Here is a 16,956-nt window from a genome sequence, read left to right as displayed (position 1 = left end):
GAGCCGCCGCCTGCCCGCCCTCAGCCCGGCCGCGGCCCCTCCGCCATCTCCACCGCGCGCTCCAGGTCCACCGAGAGCAGCCGCGACACGCCCCGCTCCTGCATCGTCACGCCGTAGAGGCGGTGCATCCGCGCCATCGTCAGCGGGTGGTGCGTCACGATCAGGAAGCGCGTGCCGCTCTCCGCCGCCATGGCGTCGAGCAGGTCGCACAGCCGCTCCACGTTCGCGTCGTCGAGCGGCGCGTCCACCTCGTCGAGCACGCAGACGGGCGCGGGCTGGCAGCGGAACACGGCGAAGATCAGCGACAGCGCCGTCAGCGCCTGCTCGCCGCCCGAGAGCAGCGACAGCGCCGCGAGCTTCTTCCCCGGCGGCTCGGCGAAGATCTCGAGCCCCGCCTCCAGCGGATCGTCGGAGCCGACCAGCGCGAGGTGCGCCCGCCCGCCGCCGAACAGCCGGGTGAACAGCGCGCGGAACTCGGCGTCCACGCGGTCGAACACCTCGCGCAGCCGCTCGCGCCCCTCGCGGTTCAGGTGGCCGATCGAGCCGCGCAGCTTGGCGATGGCGGCGCCGATCTCCTCGCGCTCGCGGGTGATCGCGGCGATGCGCTCCTCGACCTCGCGCGCCTCGATCTCGGCGCGCAGGTTGACGGGGCCCATCTCCTCGCGCTCGCGCCCCAGGCGCTCGAGCCTGCGGCGCGCCTTCTCCTCCGCCGCGTCGCTCAGGTCCTCCGCCGCGGGCAGGGCGCCGGCATCCGGCCCGAGCCGTTCGGCGATCCGCTCCTCCACCGCATGCGCCGCGGCCTCGGCCTGCGCGGCGGCGGCCTCGGCGCGGAGCTGCGCCTCGCGCGCGGCGGCGAAGGCGGCGTCGGCGGCGCGGCGCGCCTCGGCGGCCTCGCGCGCCCCGGTCTCCGCGGCGCGCAGGACCTTCGCCGCCTCCCGGTGCGCCGCCTCGGCCCCGGCGAGCAGACGCCGGGCGGCCTCGCGGCGCGCGGCGGCGGCCTCCGGCGCCTCGGCGAGGATCGCGCGCTCGGCTTCCGCCTCCGCGTGCCGGGTGCGGAGCTCGGCCAGGCGGGCGGCGGCGTCGGCGCGGCGCTGCGCCCAGGTGGCGCGTTCCCCGGCCAGTACCTGGCGCCGGGCCGCATTGCGCCGCGCCTCGGCCTCCAGCGCGGCGGCCTCGGCGCGGGCGGCGGCTTCGGCATCGCGCGCGGCGGTCAGCGCCTCGCGCGCGCGTTCCAGCCCGACGCGGATGGCGGCGAGATCCGGCAGCGCGGCGACCGTCTCGCGCGCGGCGGCGAGCGCCGCCTCCGCCTCGGCGCGCTCGGCGGCCACGGCTTCGAGCTGGGGCAGGATGGCGGCGTGGCGGCTCTCCGCCTCGGCGGCCTCGGCGGCGAGCCGCGCGACGGCGGCGCGGGCGGCCTGCTGCGCGGCCTCGGCGGCGGCGCGGGCCTTGCGCGCGGCGGCCTCGGCGGCCTGGGCACGGGTCGCCTCGGCCTCCGCGGCATCGCGCGCGGCACGGGCGGCGGCGAGGTCCGGCAGGGCGGCCCGGGCGGCCCGAGCCTGGCCGAGCGCGGCCTGCGCGGCCTCGAGCTCGGCGGCGAGGCGCCCGAGCTGCGGTTCGATCGCGGCTAGCCGGCTCTCCGCCTCGGCGGCGGCCGCGGACAGGCGCGCGGCCTGCGCCCGCGCTGCCGCGAGCGCGGTCTCGGCCGCGGCACGGCGGTCCCGGGCGGCGGCCTCGGCGGCGACCGCCTCGCGCTCGGCCGCGGCGGCCGCGTCCCGCATGGCGAGGGCGGCGGCTGGGTCCGGCAGGGCGGCGAGCGCCTCCTCGGACCGCCGGAGCGCCGCCTCCGCCTCCTCACGGTCGGCGGCGAGACGCTGCAGCTGCGGCGCGATGGCCGCGAGCCGGCCCTCCGCCTCGGCGGCGGCGGCGGCGACGCGGGCTGCCTCGGCGCGCGCCTCCTGCAGCCCGGCCTCGGCACGGCGGCGCGCCTCGCGGGCGGCGGCCTCGGCGGCGGTTTCCTGCGCCTCGCAGGCGGCGGCGGCGATCTCGACCTCGCGGGCGGACCCGGCCTCCGCTTCGGCCGCGCGCAGCCGTCCTTCCGCCTCGCGCAGCCGGTTGCGCTGCTCGAGCCGCACCGCCTCCGGGTTCGGCGCGCCGGGGCGCAGCGTGTGCCCGTCCCAGCGCCACAGCGCGCCGCCGCGCGACACCAGGCTCTGGCCGGGAGCGAGAGCGTGCTGGAGCGCGGCCCCGTCCACGCCGTCCGGCAGCAGCCCGACCCGCGACAGGGCGCGGGCGAGCTCGGCCGGCGCATCCACCAGTGCCGCGAGCGGCACCGCGCCCCCCGGCAAGGCGGGTGCCGGCCCGAGCGGCGGGAGGGCGCGCCAGTAACGCGGCGCGTCGGGGTCGAGGGCGGATTCCAGCGCCTCGCCGAGCGCCGCGCCAAGCGCGGATTCCAGCCCGGGCGGAACGCCCAGCGCATCGAGCACCGGCGCCGCCGCGCCGTCGCGCGCGCGCGCGCCGAGCGCCTCGGTCAGACCCCGCACCTCGGCGGCGGCGCGGGCCCGTGCCGCGTCGGCCTCGGCGGCGCGGCGGCGCGCCTCGGCATGGGCGGCGGCGGCGGCGGCGCGCGCCGCCTCGGCGGCCTCCAATGCGGATCGCGCGTCGTCGAGGGCGGCCTCCGCCGCAGCCGCGGCGCGCTGCGCGGCCTCCAGCCTTTCCGCTGGGATGCGGCGGGCCAGCGCGGCTTCGTGCGCGGCCGCCAGTTCGGCGTGCTGTCGCGCGACGCGGGCGGCGCGGTCCGCCGCCGCGGCGCGGTCGGCAGCGGCGCGGGCAAGGGCGGCCTCGGCCTCGGCGGCGCGGCGGCGTGCCTCGGCATGGGCGGACTGCGCGGCGGCGCGCGCCGCCTCGGCAGCCTCGAGCGCGCCGCGCGCCTCGGCCAGCGCGGCCTCGGCCGCCGCGGCCCCGGCCGCCGCGGCGGCGAGGCGCTCCGCCGGCACGAGGGCCGCGGCCGCGGCGGCGCGCTCGCCGGCCAGACGGTCATGGCGCTCGGTGACGCGACGCGCGCGTTGCTCCGCGGCGTGCAGCGCCGCCTCGGCCTCCCGCGCGCGGGCGGCGGCGGCGGCGGCCTCCTCGGTCGCCGCGATGGCGGCGCGCTCCGCGGTGCGCGCCGCGTCCTCGGCCGCGGCCAGCGCGCCGGCGGCGGCCGCGCGTCGCTCCGGCATGGCGGCCTCGGCCGCCGCAAGAGCCGCGTCCTCCGCGGCGAGCCGGTCCTCCGCCGCGGCCGCATCGGCCTCCAGCGCGGCGGCGTGTTCCAGATCCCGCGCGATGTGCGCGAGGCGCGCGGTCGCGGCATCCAGCGCCGCACGGGCGCGCCGCTCCTCCTGCTCCAGACCTTCGGCCTCGACGCGGCGGCGCTCCAGCGCGGTGCGCGCCGTCGCTTCGGCCTCGCGCGGGCCGGGCAGGTCGCGCTCGGCCTCGAAGGCGCGGATCGCGGCGGCCTCCGCCTCGGCCCCGGCGCGCTGCGTCGCCGCCCGCGTCTCGTCGAAGGCGGCGCGCGCCGTGGCGAGCGCGGCCATCGCCCGCGCGCGCAGCAGCGCCAGCCACTCGGCCTCCGCCTGCCGCACCAGGCCGGACAGGTTGCGGTAGCGGTTGGCCTGCCGCGCCTGCCTCGTCAGCGACTGGCGCTGGACCTCGAGCTGGCCGAGCAGGTCCTCGGCCCGCGTCAGGTTGGCCTCGGCCTGGCGCAGCTTCAGCTCGGCCTCGTGGCGGCGGGCGCGCAGGCCGGCGATGCCCGCCGCCTCCTCCAGCACCTGGCGCCGCTCCTCGGGCCGCGCGCCGATCAGCGCCGCGACCCGCCCCTGGCTCACCATGCCGGAGGCGCGCGCGCCGGAGCCGAGGTCCATGAACATGGTCTGCACGTCGCGCGCGCGCAGCTCGCGCCCGTTGACGCGGAAGCTCGTCCCCTCGCCGCGGGCGATGCGGCGCACGATCTCGAGCTCGGCCGCGTCGTGGTTGGGCGGCGGGGCGAGGCCGAGCGCGTCCTCGAGGGTCAGCGTCACCTCGGCGATGTTGCGGCCGGGGCGCATCGCGGTGCCGGCGAAGATGACGTCGTCCATCTCGCCGCCGCGGAGCGAGCGGGCGGAGGTCTCGCCCATCGCCCAGCGCAGCGCCTCGACGACGTTGGACTTGCCGCAGCCGTTCGGGCCGACGATGCCGGTGAGGCCGGGCAGGATCTCGACCGTCGTCGGCTCGGCGAAGCTCTTGAAGCCGGCGATGCGCAGCCGGCTCAGCACGGCGCGGCGCGCGGCGGCGCGCTGCTCGGCGCTGCGCTCGGGCGGGCCGGCCTGCAGGATCTCCGCCCCCTCCCCGCCCGCCGGCGCCTCCCCCTGCGCCGTGGGCGGCGGGATCCCGTCCTCCGTCACGCCTGGCGGGCCTGGGCCAGCAACTGGGCGAAGCGGTCGAAGCCGACGTTGCCGGCCTGGCGGACCTTGCCCGCCGTGCCGAAGATGAAGGTCGGCGTGGACTGCACCCGATGCTCCTGCTCGCCGCGCAGGCGGCTCTCCAGGACGAAGCGCTGCAGCGGCTGGTCGTAGGCCGCGGCGTCCACCTGCTCGCGCGTCATGCCGGCGACGGCGGCGATCCTCGCGAGCTCGGCCATGTGGTCGGCGCCGCGGGCGAACGCCCAGCGGTCCTGCGCCGCGAACAGCGCGGTGAGGAAGCCTTCGTAGCGCTCGGGCGGCAGGGCGCGGGCCACGCAATGCGCCGCCAGCGCGAGCTGATCGAGCGGGAAGTCGCGGAACACCAGCCGCATCTGCCCGGAATCGACCAGCTCCTTCTTGACCCGCGGGTAGGTGTCACGGTGGAAGGCGCCGCAGTGGCTGCAGGTGAGCGAGAAGTACTCGATGACCGTCACCGGCGCATCGGCGCGCCCGACGGAGCGCTCGGCGAAGCGCGGATCGGCGGCGGGTGCTGTGGCGCCCTGGGCGCGCGCCGGCGGAACCAGGCCGCCGGTGCCGGAGCGCCAGAGGCCGGCGGCCGCACCGAACCCGGCGGCGCCGGCGAGGAGGAGGCTGCGTCGGTGCAGGATCATGGCATCTCCTTCGGGGGCGGCGGATTCCTCAGGAATCGGCGCCCCGCCTCTGGCTGCTCCGATAGACCCCCCGGGCGAGCTTTTCCAGCGCGGCCCGCAGGTCCGGCGCGCCGACGCGGCCGAGCGCCTCGCTCACGCGCGACGGCAGCCGGTCGGTCGCGGCCGGCATGCCGCCGCGGCGCGCGGCGTGTCCCGCGCCGGCGGCAGCCGCCGGCGCCTGGACGAAGCGCAGCCGCTGCACGGCGACGCGGCCGCAATGGGCGTTGATCCGGGCGATCAGCTGCGGCGCGAGGTGCGCAAGCTCCAGCGCCACCGGACCGGCGCAGGCGAGGGTGAGGGTGCCTTGCGCCAGCCGGCGCGGGACGGCCAGGGCGGCGAGCGCGGGGCCCACCACCTCGGGCCAGTCCGCCATGATCTGCGCCGCCGCCGGGCTGCGGCGCCGGAAGGCCGGGCGGGTCAGGCGCGGAACGATCGCGCCGAGCGGCCGCGGGCCGCCATGGCCGCGTTCCGGCTCCCTGCCGCCCCGGCGGTCCGCCGGGTGATCCGGCTCTCCCTCGCCGCTCGCCGTCATCCTCGCCCGTGACTCCTTCCGCCGCCGCGCTGCTCCGCTGGTACGACCGGCACCACCGCGACCTGCCCTGGCGCACCCCGCCCGGCCAGGGGACGCGCGCCCCCGATCCCTACCGCATCTGGCTCTCCGAGGTCATGCTGCAGCAGACCACGGCGGCCGCGGTCGCGCCGCGCTTCCAGCGGTTCCTCGCGCGCTTCCCCAGCGTCGAGGCGCTGGCCGCGGCGCCGGAGGCGGCGGTGATGGAGGAATGGGCCGGCCTCGGCTACTACGCGCGGGCCCGCAACCTCCACGCCTGCGCCCGCCAGCTGGCGGCGTCGGGGGGGTTTCCCCGCGACCCGGCGGCATTGCGGGCGCTGCCCGGGATCGGCGCGTACACCGCCGCGGCGGTCGCCGCGATCGCCTTCGGCGCGCCGGTCGTGCCGGTCGACGGCAATGTCGAGCGGATCGTCGCCCGGGTGTTCGGGGTGGCGGAGCCGCTGCCCGGAGCGCGGTCCCGCCTCGCCGCGCTGGCCCAGGGCTTCCTCGGGCAGGCCGCGGCGCGGGCGCGGCCGGGCGATTTCGCCCAGGCGCTGTTCGACCTCGGCGCCGGGGTCTGCACGTCGCGCCGGCCGGCCTGCGCCCTCTGCCCCTGGCGGGCGGGCGGCTGCGCGGCCGAGGCGCGGGGCGAGCAGGATTCGCTGCCGCGCCGGGTGGCGAAGCGGGCGCGGCCGCATCGGCACGGCGCGCATTTCCTGCTCGCCGATCCCGCGACCGGGCGCATCCTGCTGCGGCGGCGACCGCCCGGGGGACTGCTCGGCGGCATGTTGGAGCTGCCGGGCACCCCCTGGCGAACCGCGCCCTGGGAGCGGAACGAGGCGCTGACGCACGCGCCCTGGCCCGGGCTGCCCTGGCGCCTGGTTCCGGGGACCGCGGCGCACGGCTTCACCCATTTCACCCTCGACATGCAGCTCTACGCCGCCGCGCTGCCGGCGGGACCGGCTGGCGAAGCGGCGCGATCCGCGTGCCGGGCCGCGGCGGGCTGGGAGTGGCGGCCGCCCGCGGCGGCCGCCGCGGCGCTGCCGACCGCCATGCGCCGGCTGCTCGACCTCGCGGCAGAGGACGGGACCCTTCCCCGGGCCGAACCGCTGCGTCCGGCGGAGCCGGGCGCGGCCGCCGCGCGCCGGCGCACCGTCCGGTCGGGACGGAACACTGGGCCTCGGCGGCCCGAACGCCCGTGACGCCGAGAAGGGCGTGCCCGCTGCCCGAGGCCGATCTCGCGCTCCCCTCGCACATGGCCGCCAACGGGGTTGCGGCCGGGCGGTCCGGTGCCGCGCGGCACGGACCGCCCGCAGCGTGAAATTCGCGCGCGCGTTGAAGGCCGATTCGGGGTTAAGATTGTTTTGATCGCCTTCGCAGGGGCGGTCGCCGGATCGGAGCTCGCGTGCCGCGGCGCTGCCGACCGCCACCGCAGGCGGCACGGAAGAGGCGTCCGCTGGGCGCGCCGTGCCCGGCCGGCAGCGTCGACTTCAGCGGCGGAGCGGGGCGCTGGCGTACGGGACTTGGCGATGAGCATCGGATTGCCTCCGGGCAGCAGCGGAGGCCTCCACGGGGCAGTTCTGACCGAACCGCCCTGGACGCCCTCGCATCCCCTGGCGTCGGCAGCCACGGCCGGAGCCGATCCGCAGGTCGCGCCTGCGGCCGCCACCGCGGAGGCGGAGCCGACCCGGACCGAGGCGGCGCGGGGCGGCGCCGGCCGGGCGCCGCTGCCCTGGGCACGGGCCGCGGCACCGCCGGTGTTGATCCTGCTCTCGCTCTTCCTGCTCGGATACTTCGCCGGCGCGCTCGCAGGGCATGCCGCGGCGCTCGGCCCGTCGCGGGTCGCCACCTTCTGGCCGGCGGCCGGGCTCTACCTCGCCGCCCTGCTGATCGCCGGCGAGCGCCGGCGCTGGCCCGCCGTGATCGTCGCCGCGGCGGCCGCCAACCTGGTCGCGGATGTGCTGCTGCTCGGCCGCACCATGCCGGCCACCCTCGGCCTGATCGGCGCCAACACGATCGAGGGCCTGCTGGGCGCCGTCCTGGTCCAGCAGTTGCGCCGCTCGAAGGAACCCCCGCGCCTCGACCGGCTCGGCGACCTGCTTGCGGTGCTCGCCGCGGCGGTGACCGCGCCGGCGATGGGGGCGACGCTCGGCGCCGGTGCCACCGCCGATCCGCTGGCCGGCGGGATGCTCGAGACCTGGAAGGTCTGGTGGGCGGCGGACGCGGTAGGCATCGCGGTCGGCACGCCGGTCGTCCTCGGCCTCGCCGCCTGGGGCGGGCAGCCGGTCCCTCCCGTCGCGGTGCTGCGCCGGCGCGCCGCCGAGGCGTTGGCGGCGCTCACCCTGGTCGCGGTGCTGGCCTCGCTCGTGTTCTGGGATTCGCGGGTCCAGGGGCCGGTTTCCTTCCTCGCCCTGCCGCCGCTGCTGTGGCCGGCGCTGCGCTTCGGGCCCGGCGTGGTGGCGCTGTCGGTCAGCGTGCTGACCGCCGTCGCGATCGGCGGCACCAGCGCGGGCTACGGGCCCTTCGCCAGCGAATTCCTGCCCGCCTCGGCCCAGATCGTGCTGCTGCAGATCTTCCTCGTGGTCGCCGCCGGCACCGCCCATGCGCTCAGCGCGGCGGTGGCGGAGCGGCGCGCCGCGATTCAGCGGCTGGCCCAGCTCAACGCCGAGCTCGAGGAGCGCGTGGCCGAGCGCACCGCCGAGCTCAAGGCAGCGAATGCACGGCTCGCGGAAGGCGAGGCGCGGCTCCGCCTCGCCCTCGGGGGCGCGGGGCTCGGCACCTGGCAGCGCGAGCTGAACGGCGGCGGCGCGAGCTGGGACGAGCGCGCAGCCGAGATCTACGGCGGCCTCTGGATGGGGGGCGAGGGCGGCGGCGATGCCGAGGCCCGGCTGCGCGAGCGCGTCCACCCGGACGACTGGCCGAAGCGCGAGGCGGCCCTTGCCGCCGCCCTTGCCGGCGCGACGGACGGCTTCGCCGTCGAGTACCGGGTGCGGCGTCTGATCGGCGGCGGCGGCTGGAACTGGGTCGCGGACTACGGCGCGGTGGTCGCGCGCGATCCGGCGAGCGGCGCGCCGCTGCGCCTTGCCGGCGTGGTGCAGGACATCAGCGAGCGCAAGGCCGCAGAGGAGCGCCAGGCGCTGCTCGCGCGCGAGGTGGACCACCGCGCGAAGAACGTGCTGGCGGTGACCAAGGCGCTGCTCCGCCTCTCCCGCCGCGACGACCCCACGAGCTTCGCCGAGACGGTGGAGGGCCGCATCGACGCGCTGGCCCGCGCCCACAACCTGCTGGCGCAGAACCGATGGTCCGGGGCGGAACTGCGCAACCTCGTGGCCGAGGAACTCGCGGCCTATGCGGGGCGGGTGGAGTTCCTCGGCCCGCCCGTGCGCCTCGCGCCCGACGCGGCCCAGCCGGTGGCGATGGTGCTGCACGAGCTGGCGACCAACGCGGCAAAGCACGGCGCGCTCTCGGTGGCGACCGGGCGGGTGGTGGTGAGCTGGGCGCCGATGCCGGAGCCGAGCGGCGGCCTGCGCCTGACCTGGACCGAATCGGGCGGACCTCCGCCGGCCCGGAGCGCCGGCGGTGCGGCCCCGGCGGCGACGGTCCCCTCCGGCGGCGGCGGATTCGGCTCGCGCCTGATCCAGCAGACGGTGCGCCACCAGCTCGGCGGCACGGTGACGACGGAATGGGCCGAAGAGGGGCTGCGCTGCATCGTGACCATCCCGGCACGGCGCCTGCTGCCGGGAAGTGCGGGGGGCCCCTCCGGCCAGCAGGCGCCAGCGGCTGACGGCACGGTCAAGCCGGCGCGGGAGCCCGCCTGACGGGCGAGCCGCCGAACCACCAGGGTCCCTTCCGAAGAGAACGAGGCGACGGAGACGGCTCAGCCGCTCCGCCGCCGGCGGCGATTCGCCAGACCAGTCCCCGGCTGCCGAAACGCAGCCAGAGGGGCGGTGACGCCGCGAGTTACACCCCAAAACGGAACGTAGCTAGAACACGCCGGCAGGGCATGGCGCTACGCCGCGAAGGATAGGGGGTCCGGGTCGCCGCGTCAGCAGCAGATGTCGAAGATTCTCGTTCGATGTGGCGCGCAACGGAACGGCGTGAGACGACAATCGGTTTTTCAACCATACGTCGCCAGTCCGCGGGAACGAAAAGCGAAGGACCTCCACCGTCGCGTCAGGTCCGCCCCGGGACGGCGCGCCGCCATCCCCCCCCGGCAGGCGCCGGGGCGGCCGACTCCGCCGCAAGCTCGCCGCGCAGCTCGTCCAGCACCCGGAGGCGGCCGTCACCCCCGAGGCAGTGCCAGAACAGCCAACCGTTGCAGGAGGGCGCCTCCTGCACTGCGGCGCCGACCTGGTGGATCGAACCCTGCGCGCGGCCGCAACGGATCGAGCCGTCGGCGCCGACCTCGGCGACGAAGCGCCGGTGCCGGTCGTAGAGGCGCGAACCGGGCGGCACCAGGCCGCGCTCGACCAGCGCGCCGAAGGGGATGCGCGGCTGCTCGCGCTTCGAGGGCAGGGTCAGCGCCGCGCTCTCCGGCAGCGGCTCGACCGCCGCGATCCGCGCCTCGGCCGCGGCGGCGTAGGCGGCGTCCCGCTCGATGCCGATGAAATGCCGGCCGAGCCGCTTCGCGACCGCCGCCGTGGTGCCGGTGCCGAGGAAGGGGTCGAGCACCACCTCTCCCGGCGCCGTGCAGGCGAGGATGACGCGGTGCAGCAGTGCCTCCGGCTTCTGCGTCGGGTGCAGCTTTCCGCCCTTGGCGTCGCGCAGCCGCTCCGCGCCGGTGCAGAGCGGGATGAACCAGTCGGAGCGCATCTGCACGTCGTCGTTGAGCGACTTCATCGCCGCGTAATTGAAGCGGTAGCGCGACTCCTGCCCGCGCGCCGCCCAGATCAGCGTCTCGTGCGCGTTGGTGAAGCGTCGGCCGCGGAAGTTCGGCATCGGGTTCGCCTTGCGCCAGATCACGTCGTTCAGGATCCAGAAGCCGAGGTCCTGCAGCGCCGTGCCGAGGCGGAAGATGTTGTGGTAGGCGCCGATCACCCAGATCGTGCCGTCCTTGCGCAGCACGCGCCGCGCCTCGGCGAGCCATTCGCGCGCGAAGGCATCATAGGCGGCGAAGTCGGCGAAGCGGTCCCACTCGTCGTCCACCCCGTCCACGAGGGAGTCGTCCGGGCGGCGCAGCTCGCCGCGGAGCTGCAGGTTGTAGGGCGGATCGGCGAAGATCGCGTGCACCGAGGCCGGCGGCAGCCGGCGCATCAGCTCCACGCAGTCGCCGACCAGGATCCGGTCGAGCGGCAGGTCGAGGCCGGTGCCCAAGGGAGAGCGGTCCTTCCAGGCGGGAGAGCGCTAAGTGCTTAGAATCGCTTGCGCGACTCGGGCGTGTCAACCGCCGCGTGCGGCGGGTCGAGCGCGAGTCGCGCCTGGTCCACCGGCGCGAAGCCGGGGCGGTGGTGCGGCGTCGGGCCGAGCCGCGCCAGCGCCGCGAGATGCGCCGGCGTCGGATAGCCGGCATGGCGGGCGAAGCCGTAGCCCGGCCAGCGCGCATCGAGCCGCCGCATGGCGTGGTCGCGCAGCACCTTGGCCACGATCGAGGCGGCGGCGATGGAGAGGCTGCGCGCATCGCCGCCGACGACGCAGCGCAGCGCGCAGCGCGCGCCGGCGGGCAGCGGCGGCGGCCGGTCGCCGTCCACCAGCGCGAGGTCGGGCGGGCCGCCGGGCAGCCGGGCGAGCGCCCGCGCCATGGCGAGATGGGTGGCGCGCAGGATGTTGAGCCGCGCGATCTCGGCCACCGAGGCGGCGCCGATGCCGATCTCGGCCCGCCCTGCGGCCGCGGCCTCGCGCAGCGCGGCGAAGGCGGCCTCGCGCGCGGCCGCCGACAGCCGCTTGCTGTCGTCGAGCAGCGCGGCGAGGCCGCGCGGCGGGCGCCGCGCGAACACCACCGCCGCGGCGAGCACCGGGCCGGCCAGCGGCCCGCGCCCCGCCTCGTCCACCCCGGCGACGCGCGCGGCCCCGGCCGCCGCCTCGAGGCTGAAATCCGGCATGGCGCCCAGCCATAGCCCGGCCCGGCGCGATTCGCATCGGCGCGGACGAGGAAGCGCCATCGCGCCCGGGCCGCGTCCTGGCGTATCCTCGCGCCCATGGACGCCTCCGCACTCCGCATCTTCGAGGCGGTCGCGCGGCTCGGCGGGATGAGCCGGGCGGCGGCCGAGCTCAACACGGTCCAGTCGAACGTCACCGCCCGCATCCGGCAGCTCGAGGCGCGGCTCGGCGTCGCGCTGTTCGAGCGCCACGCCCGCGGCGTCTCCCTGACCCCGGCCGGGCGGCGCCTGCTGCCCTATGCGGCGCGGCTCGTGCACCTGCTCGAGGAGGCCTGCCGCGCCGCGCGCGACGACGGCACGCCGCGCGGCCCGCTGCGGGTCGGCGCGCTGGAGACGACGGCCGGGCTGCGGCTGCCGCCCGTGCTCGCCGCCTTCGCCGCCGCGCACCCGGCGGTGGACCTCTCGCTCCGCACCGGCACGACCTGCGAACTGGTGGAGGAGGTGCTCGCCGGCCGGCTGGAGGGCGCCTTCGTCTGCGGCCCGGTGGACCATCCCGACCTGGCGGAGGAGACGGTGTTCCGGGAGGAGCTCGCCGTGCTCACCGCGCCCGGCGTCGCCTCGCTGGACGCGCTGGTGCGGCGTGGCGAGGTGCGCATTGTCGTGCTGCGCGCCGGATGCTCCTACCGCCAGCGGCTGGAGACGATCCTGGCGCGGCGCGGCGTCCCCCGCCCGCGGCTGCTCGAGTTCGGCACGCTGGAGGCGATCCTGGGCTGCGTCGCGGCCGGGCTCGGCGTGACGCTGCTGCCGCGCGCGCTGATCGGCCCCGTCTGGCGCGAGGAGAACCGGGTCGCGGTCCACGCCCTCCCGCCCGCCGAGGCGCGGGTCGAGACGGTGTTCATCCGGCGCCACGACGGCCATCTCTCAAGCGCGCTCGCCGCCTTCCTCGCCTGCGCCCGGCCGCCGGCGACGGCGCAGGCCGCGGCCTGAGCCGGGCGCGCCGCCCGGCAATCATCGCGAACGCAGATCGCACCGATCTGGATAAATCGTTTTTCGCGATAGGATGGCAGGGCTAGCCTGCGGTCCCCAGCCGCCGAGGCGATGCCATGACGGACCCGTCGAGGACCCTCCCCTCCCGCCCCGCCCGGACGAAGACCACCGCCTCCGCGCGCGCCCGCGCCGCCGCGTTCTGCGCACGGTTCGGCCTGCGCGTGCCGATCCTCCAGGCGCCGATGGCCGGCGCCTGTCCGCCGGCGCTCGCCGCGGCGGTGGCGAATGCCGGCGGCATGGGCGGGATGGGCGCGCTGATGATGACGCCCGAGGCGATCCTCGCGTGGGCGCGCGATTTCCGCGCGCGGAGCAACGGCAGCGTCCAGATGAACCTCTGGATCCCGGACCCGCCGCCCCGGCGCGACCCCGCGCGCGAGGCGGCGGTGGCCGACTTCCTCGCGCGCTTCGGCCCGCGCCCGGCGCCGCCCGGCGAGGGTCCGCTGCTGCCCGACTTCGACGCCCAGTGCGCGGCGATGCTCGCGGCGCAGCCGGCGGTGCTCTCCTCGATCATGGGCGTGTTCCCGGAGCGCGTCGTCGCGGCGATGAAGGCGCGCGGGATCGCCTGGTTCGCCTGCGCGACCACGCTGGCCGAGGCGCGCGCCGCCGTGGCGGCCGGCGCGGACGCGATCGTGGCCCAGGGCGCCGAGGCCGGCGGGCATCGCGGCGCCTTCGAGGCCGCCGCGGCCGAGGCGCAGCTGACCGGCCTCTTCGCCCTGGTGCCGCGCCTCGCCGACGCGCTGGACGTGCCGGTGATCGCCGCGGGCGGGATCGCCGACGCGCGCGGCGTGGCGGCGGCGCTGACGCTCGGCGCCAGCGCGGTGCAGATCGGCACGGGCTTCCTGCGCTGCCCCGAGGCCGGGATCCACCCCGCCTGGGCCGAGGCGCTCGGCCGCGCGGAGCCCGAGGGAACGATGCTGACGCGCGCCTTCAGTGGCCGGCTCGGCCGCGCCCTCGCCACCGGCTACGTGCGGGCGGCGGCCGCCCCGGACGCGCCGCCGCCCGCGCCCTACCCCGTGCAGCGCGTGCTGACGACGCCGATGCGCGAGGCGGCGCAGGCGGCGGGCGAGCTGGATCGCATGCAGGCCTGGGCCGGCCAGGCGGCGGCGCTGGCCCGCGCGGAGCCGGCGGCGGAGCTGGTGCGCCGGTTGTGGGAGGAGGCGCAGGCGCTGCTGCCGGCCTGACGGGGCGCGGATCGCGCCGGCTCCGGCGCGCCCGGCCGGGCTGCCCGATCCGCCCTCCGCCGGGGCGCTTCCGCCCGGCTGCGCGCGCGGCGACGGCTCCGGCGCGTCGTCGCTCGGGCGGATTCGCGCTCCCGGTCGCCCGCGATCCGCTCAGAGCAGGGCCAGCTGCCCCTCCGGCACCGCCGCGGACCTGTTGGCGGATCCCGGGGCGAGCGGCGCCTTGTCGTCGGGCACCCGGAACCGCGTGCAGTCGAGCCCCGGCCCGCGTTCCGCCCGGTCGAGGCCGAACCGCTTCAGCGCGACGCGGAAGCGCTGCGCGATCATCGCCGCATAGGCGCCGGTCCCGGTCTGGCGGAGCCGGAAGCGGCCGTCGTAGAGCGCGCCGCCGCGCGTCTCGCGCACCAGCGCCAGCACGCGCGCGGCGCGGTCGGGGAAGTGCGCGCGCAGCCACTCCTCGAAGAGCGGCCCGATCTCGTGCGGCAGGCGCAGCAGCACGTAGCCCGCGCCGAGCGCGCCGTGCGCCGCGCACGCCTCCAGCACCCGCTCGATCTCGGCGTCGTTGAGGCCGGGGATGATCGGCGCCATCAGCGCGCCGGCCGGCACCCCGGCGCGGCGCAGCTCGGCGAGCGCGGCGAGACGCCGCGCCGGCGCCGCCGCGCGCGGCTCCATCCGCCGCGCCAGCGCATTGTCGAGCGTCGTCACCGAGAGGCAGACATGCACCAGGTCGCGCGCCGCCAGGCGCTGCACGAGGTCGAGGTCGCGCAGCACGCCGGCCGACTTGGTGACGATCGTCACCGGATGGCCGAAGCGCTCCAGCACCTCGAGCACGCCGCGCGTGATCCGCAGCGTGCGCTCGACCGGCTGGTAGGGATCGGTGTTGGCGCCGAGCGCGACCGGCCGCGGCACGTAGCCGGGCCGCCGCAGCTCCTTCTCGAGCAGCGCCGGCAGCTCGGGCTTGAACACGAGGCGGGTCTCGAAGTCGAGGCCCGGCGAGTAGCCGAGATAGGCGTGGGAGGGCCGCGCGTAGCAGTAGATGCAGCCGTGCTCGCAGCCGCGATAGGGGTTGATGGACCGGTCGAAGCCGATGTCCGGGCTGTCGTTCCAGGCCATCGCCGAGCGCGTCCGGTCGCGGATCAGCGTGGTCGGCAGCGGCGGCAGGTCGGCGAGCTCGGCGGCGAGGGTGCCCCAGCCGTCGTCGAAGGCCTCAGCGGTGGTCTGCTCGAAGCGGGTGGAGAGGGCATTGGTCAGGGCGCCGCGGCCCTTGCGGGCGAGCGGCGGCGCCGCAGCGGGGGCGTGGGACAGGTCGGCGCCGTCGGGCATGGCTCCTGTTCCTCTTCCGTTCGCTCGAACCCTGCCAGACGAGGGGAACGGCCGTCAAGAACGCAATGAGAACTTCGATCGCCGCACCTGTCGCCGCGAAAGGGATCCATCCGGTCCTGTCTCGCGCCGCCGCGACATGGCGTCATGGCCGCCCGACGCCCCGGGCCGGTTGCCGATGGCGAGACGACCGTGCGATGCAGCAATCGCGCCACGCCCGATACGGGTCGAAGCGGACCCAATTCGACAAGGGATCAGATTGATGCAGGAAGGCACCATCCTCGACCGCGCCCTCACGCGCCTCGACGAGGCGGCGCGGCACCTCCGGGTCGATGGCGATGTCCTCGAGCGGCTGAAGTATCCGCGCGAGACCACCAAGGTCCGCCTGATGATCCGCATGGACGACGGCTCCCGGAAGTCCTTCCTCGCCTGGCGCTGCCGCCACGACGACACGCGCGGCCCGACCAAGGGCGGCATCCGCTTCCACCCCGACGCCACGGCCGAGGAGGTCGAGACGCTCGCCTTCTGGATGACCGTCAAGTGCGCGGTGATGAACCTCCCCTACGGCGGCGGCAAGGGCGCGGTGCAGGTGGATCCCCGCACCCTGTCGAAGGCCGAGCTGGAGCGGCTCTCCCGCGCCTACATCCAGGCCTTCGCCCGCATCATCGGGCCCGACCGCGACATCCCGGCGCCGGACGTCTACACCAACTCGATGATCATGGGCTGGATGGCCGACGAGTACGCGACGATTGTCGGCCAGTCCGTGCCGGCGGTCATCACCGGCAAGCCGATCGCGCTCGGCGGCTCGCTCGGGCGCAACGACGCGACGGCGCGCGGCGGCTACTACCTCGTCCGCCACCTCGCGCGAGAATTGGGGCTGCCGCCCGACGGGATGCGCGTCGCCGTGCAGGGCTTCGGCAACGCCGGCCAGTACATCGCGAGCCTGATGCGGGCGGACGGGCATCGCATCGTCGCGGTCTCCGACTCGGGCGGCGCGGTGTACCGCGCGGCCGGGCTGGATATCGGCGCGCTGCTGGAGGCGAAGGCCGCCGGCCGCTCCGTCGCCTCCCTCGCCGGGGAGAACGGAGTCCAGGCGCTCTCGCCCGAGGACCTGGTCGCGGTGGAGTGCGACCTCCTGGTTCCGGCCGCGCTCGAGGACATGATCCACGAGCGGAACGCCGACCGCATCCGCGCGAAGGTCGTCCTGGAGCTGGCGAACGGCCCAGTCACGCCCGAGGCGGACACGATCCTCGACCGCAAGGGCGTGGTCGTGCTGCCCGACATCCTCGCCAACGCCGGCGGCGTCACCGTGTCCTATTTCGAGTGGGTACAGAACCGCCAGGGCTACTACTGGTCGGAGCAGGAGGTGCACGAGCGGCTGCGCGCGATCATGGAGCGCGAGGGCCGCGCCATCTGGGCGCTGTCGCGCGAGCGCGGCATCTCGCCCCGCACCGCCGCCTACGTCCATGCCCTGTCGCGCCTCGCCAGCGCCATCGAGGCGCATGGGACGCAGCAGTTCTTCGCCAGCTGAACGGGGAGGAGGGCGGCCACGGGGACCCTGGCCGGCGGCACCACCCTGAGCGTGGTCGTGCCGACGCTGGACGCCGCGGGCGCGCTGCCCGCGGCGCTCGCAGCGCTCGGCGATGCGGCGGACGAGGTCGTCGTCGCCGATGGCGGCAGCGCGGACGGCACGCCCGCGGTCGC

At 77.3% G+C, this 16,956-nt stretch carries 11 protein-coding genes; 5 read left to right on the top strand and 6 right to left on the bottom strand.

The window, feature by feature from the left end:
* Positions 1-20: 20 nt before the first annotated feature.
* The 3 genes from IEX99_RS19990 to IEX99_RS19980 all read right to left on the bottom strand — a co-directional run bounded on the left by IEX99_RS19990 (position 21) and on the right by IEX99_RS19980 (position 5,657).
* Positions 21-4,289 carry an AAA family ATPase gene (locus tag IEX99_RS19990; RefSeq protein WP_188903658.1) on the bottom strand — a complete coding sequence of 1,423 codons (4,269 nt, stop codon included), beginning with the start codon at positions 4,287-4,289 and terminating at the stop codon, positions 21-23.
* Positions 4,290-4,414: 125 nt separating this feature from the next.
* Positions 4,415-5,086, bottom strand: a complete 672-nt coding sequence (locus IEX99_RS19985) for a DsbA family protein (RefSeq protein ID WP_188903596.1) — start codon at positions 5,084-5,086, stop codon at positions 4,415-4,417.
* Between the two features lie 28 nt (positions 5,087-5,114).
* On the bottom strand, positions 5,115-5,657 hold the full coding sequence (locus IEX99_RS19980; RefSeq protein ID WP_188903594.1) for a DUF721 domain-containing protein: 543 nt from the start codon (positions 5,655-5,657) through the stop codon (positions 5,115-5,117).
* 8 nt (positions 5,658-5,665) lie between these two features.
* Here IEX99_RS19980 and IEX99_RS19975 point away from each other — a divergent pair, with 8 nt between their 5' ends.
* Positions 5,666-6,874 carry an A/G-specific adenine glycosylase gene (locus tag IEX99_RS19975; protein WP_188903592.1) on the top strand — a complete coding sequence of 403 codons (1,209 nt, stop codon included), beginning with the start codon at positions 5,666-5,668 and terminating at the stop codon, positions 6,872-6,874.
* Between the two features lie 555 nt (positions 6,875-7,429).
* Entirely contained in the window at positions 7,430-9,490 is a 2,061-nt protein-coding gene (locus IEX99_RS19970) for an MASE1 domain-containing protein (RefSeq protein ID WP_188903590.1), read from the top strand.
* 355 nt (positions 9,491-9,845) lie between these two features.
* Here IEX99_RS19970 and IEX99_RS19965 read toward each other — a convergent pair whose 3' ends face one another.
* Both IEX99_RS19965 and IEX99_RS19960 read right to left on the bottom strand, forming a co-directional pair.
* Positions 9,846-10,985, bottom strand: a complete 1,140-nt coding sequence (locus tag IEX99_RS19965) for a site-specific DNA-methyltransferase (RefSeq protein WP_308421508.1) — start codon at positions 10,983-10,985, stop codon at positions 9,846-9,848.
* A gap of 38 nt (positions 10,986-11,023) precedes the next feature.
* Complete coding sequence (locus IEX99_RS19960; protein WP_188903588.1) at positions 11,024-11,710, bottom strand: ribonuclease HII; 687 nt, start codon at positions 11,708-11,710, stop codon at positions 11,024-11,026.
* 96 nt (positions 11,711-11,806) lie between these two features.
* On the opposite strand from IEX99_RS19960, the gene IEX99_RS19955 reads away from it, so the two are divergent.
* Together IEX99_RS19955 and IEX99_RS19950 are read left to right on the top strand one after the other, a co-directional pair.
* Entirely contained in the window at positions 11,807-12,694 is an 888-nt protein-coding gene (locus tag IEX99_RS19955; RefSeq protein ID WP_188903586.1) for a LysR family transcriptional regulator, read from the top strand.
* A 116-nt stretch (positions 12,695-12,810) separates the two neighbouring features.
* Positions 12,811-13,935 (top strand): NAD(P)H-dependent flavin oxidoreductase, encoded by a 1,125-nt coding sequence (locus tag IEX99_RS19950; RefSeq protein ID WP_188903584.1) that lies wholly within the window; start codon positions 12,811-12,813, stop codon positions 13,933-13,935.
* A gap of 150 nt (positions 13,936-14,085) precedes the next feature.
* Here IEX99_RS19950 and IEX99_RS19945 read toward each other — a convergent pair whose 3' ends face one another.
* Complete coding sequence (locus IEX99_RS19945) at positions 14,086-15,255, bottom strand: PA0069 family radical SAM protein (RefSeq protein ID WP_188903582.1); 1,170 nt, start codon at positions 15,253-15,255, stop codon at positions 14,086-14,088.
* Between the two features lie 259 nt (positions 15,256-15,514).
* Here IEX99_RS19945 and IEX99_RS19940 point away from each other — a divergent pair, with 259 nt between their 5' ends.
* A complete protein-coding gene (locus IEX99_RS19940; protein ID WP_188903580.1) occupies positions 15,515-16,783 on the top strand; it encodes a Glu/Leu/Phe/Val family dehydrogenase in 1,269 nt (422 codons plus the stop codon).
* The last annotated feature ends 173 nt before the right edge of the window (positions 16,784-16,956 follow it).

This window comes from Caldovatus sediminis (assembly GCF_014644455.1).
GTDB classification, from domain to species: Bacteria; Pseudomonadota; Alphaproteobacteria; order Acetobacterales; family Acetobacteraceae; genus Caldovatus; species Caldovatus sediminis.
This window is presented reverse-complemented; position numbering and strand designations above follow the sequence as displayed.

Excerpts from the sequence above, each read along its gene's own strand:
- IEX99_RS19960 (WP_188903588.1), bottom strand. The coding sequence starts at position 11,710 with ATGCCGGATTTCAGCCTCGAGGCGGCGGCCGGGGCCGCGCGCGTCGCC.
- IEX99_RS19945 (WP_188903582.1), bottom strand. The coding sequence starts at position 15,255 with ATGCCCGACGGCGCCGACCTGTCCCACGCCCCCGCTGCGGCGCCGCCG.
- IEX99_RS19980 (WP_188903594.1), bottom strand. The coding sequence starts at position 5,657 with ATGACGGCGAGCGGCGAGGGAGAGCCGGATCACCCGGCGGACCGCCGG.
- IEX99_RS19955 (WP_188903586.1), top strand. The coding sequence starts at position 11,807 with ATGGACGCCTCCGCACTCCGCATCTTCGAGGCGGTCGCGCGGCTCGGC.
- IEX99_RS19985 (WP_188903596.1), bottom strand. The coding sequence starts at position 5,086 with ATGATCCTGCACCGACGCAGCCTCCTCCTCGCCGGCGCCGCCGGGTTC.
- IEX99_RS19950 (WP_188903584.1), top strand. The coding sequence starts at position 12,811 with ATGACGGACCCGTCGAGGACCCTCCCCTCCCGCCCCGCCCGGACGAAG.
- IEX99_RS19940 (WP_188903580.1), top strand. The coding sequence starts at position 15,515 with ATGCAGGAAGGCACCATCCTCGACCGCGCCCTCACGCGCCTCGACGAG.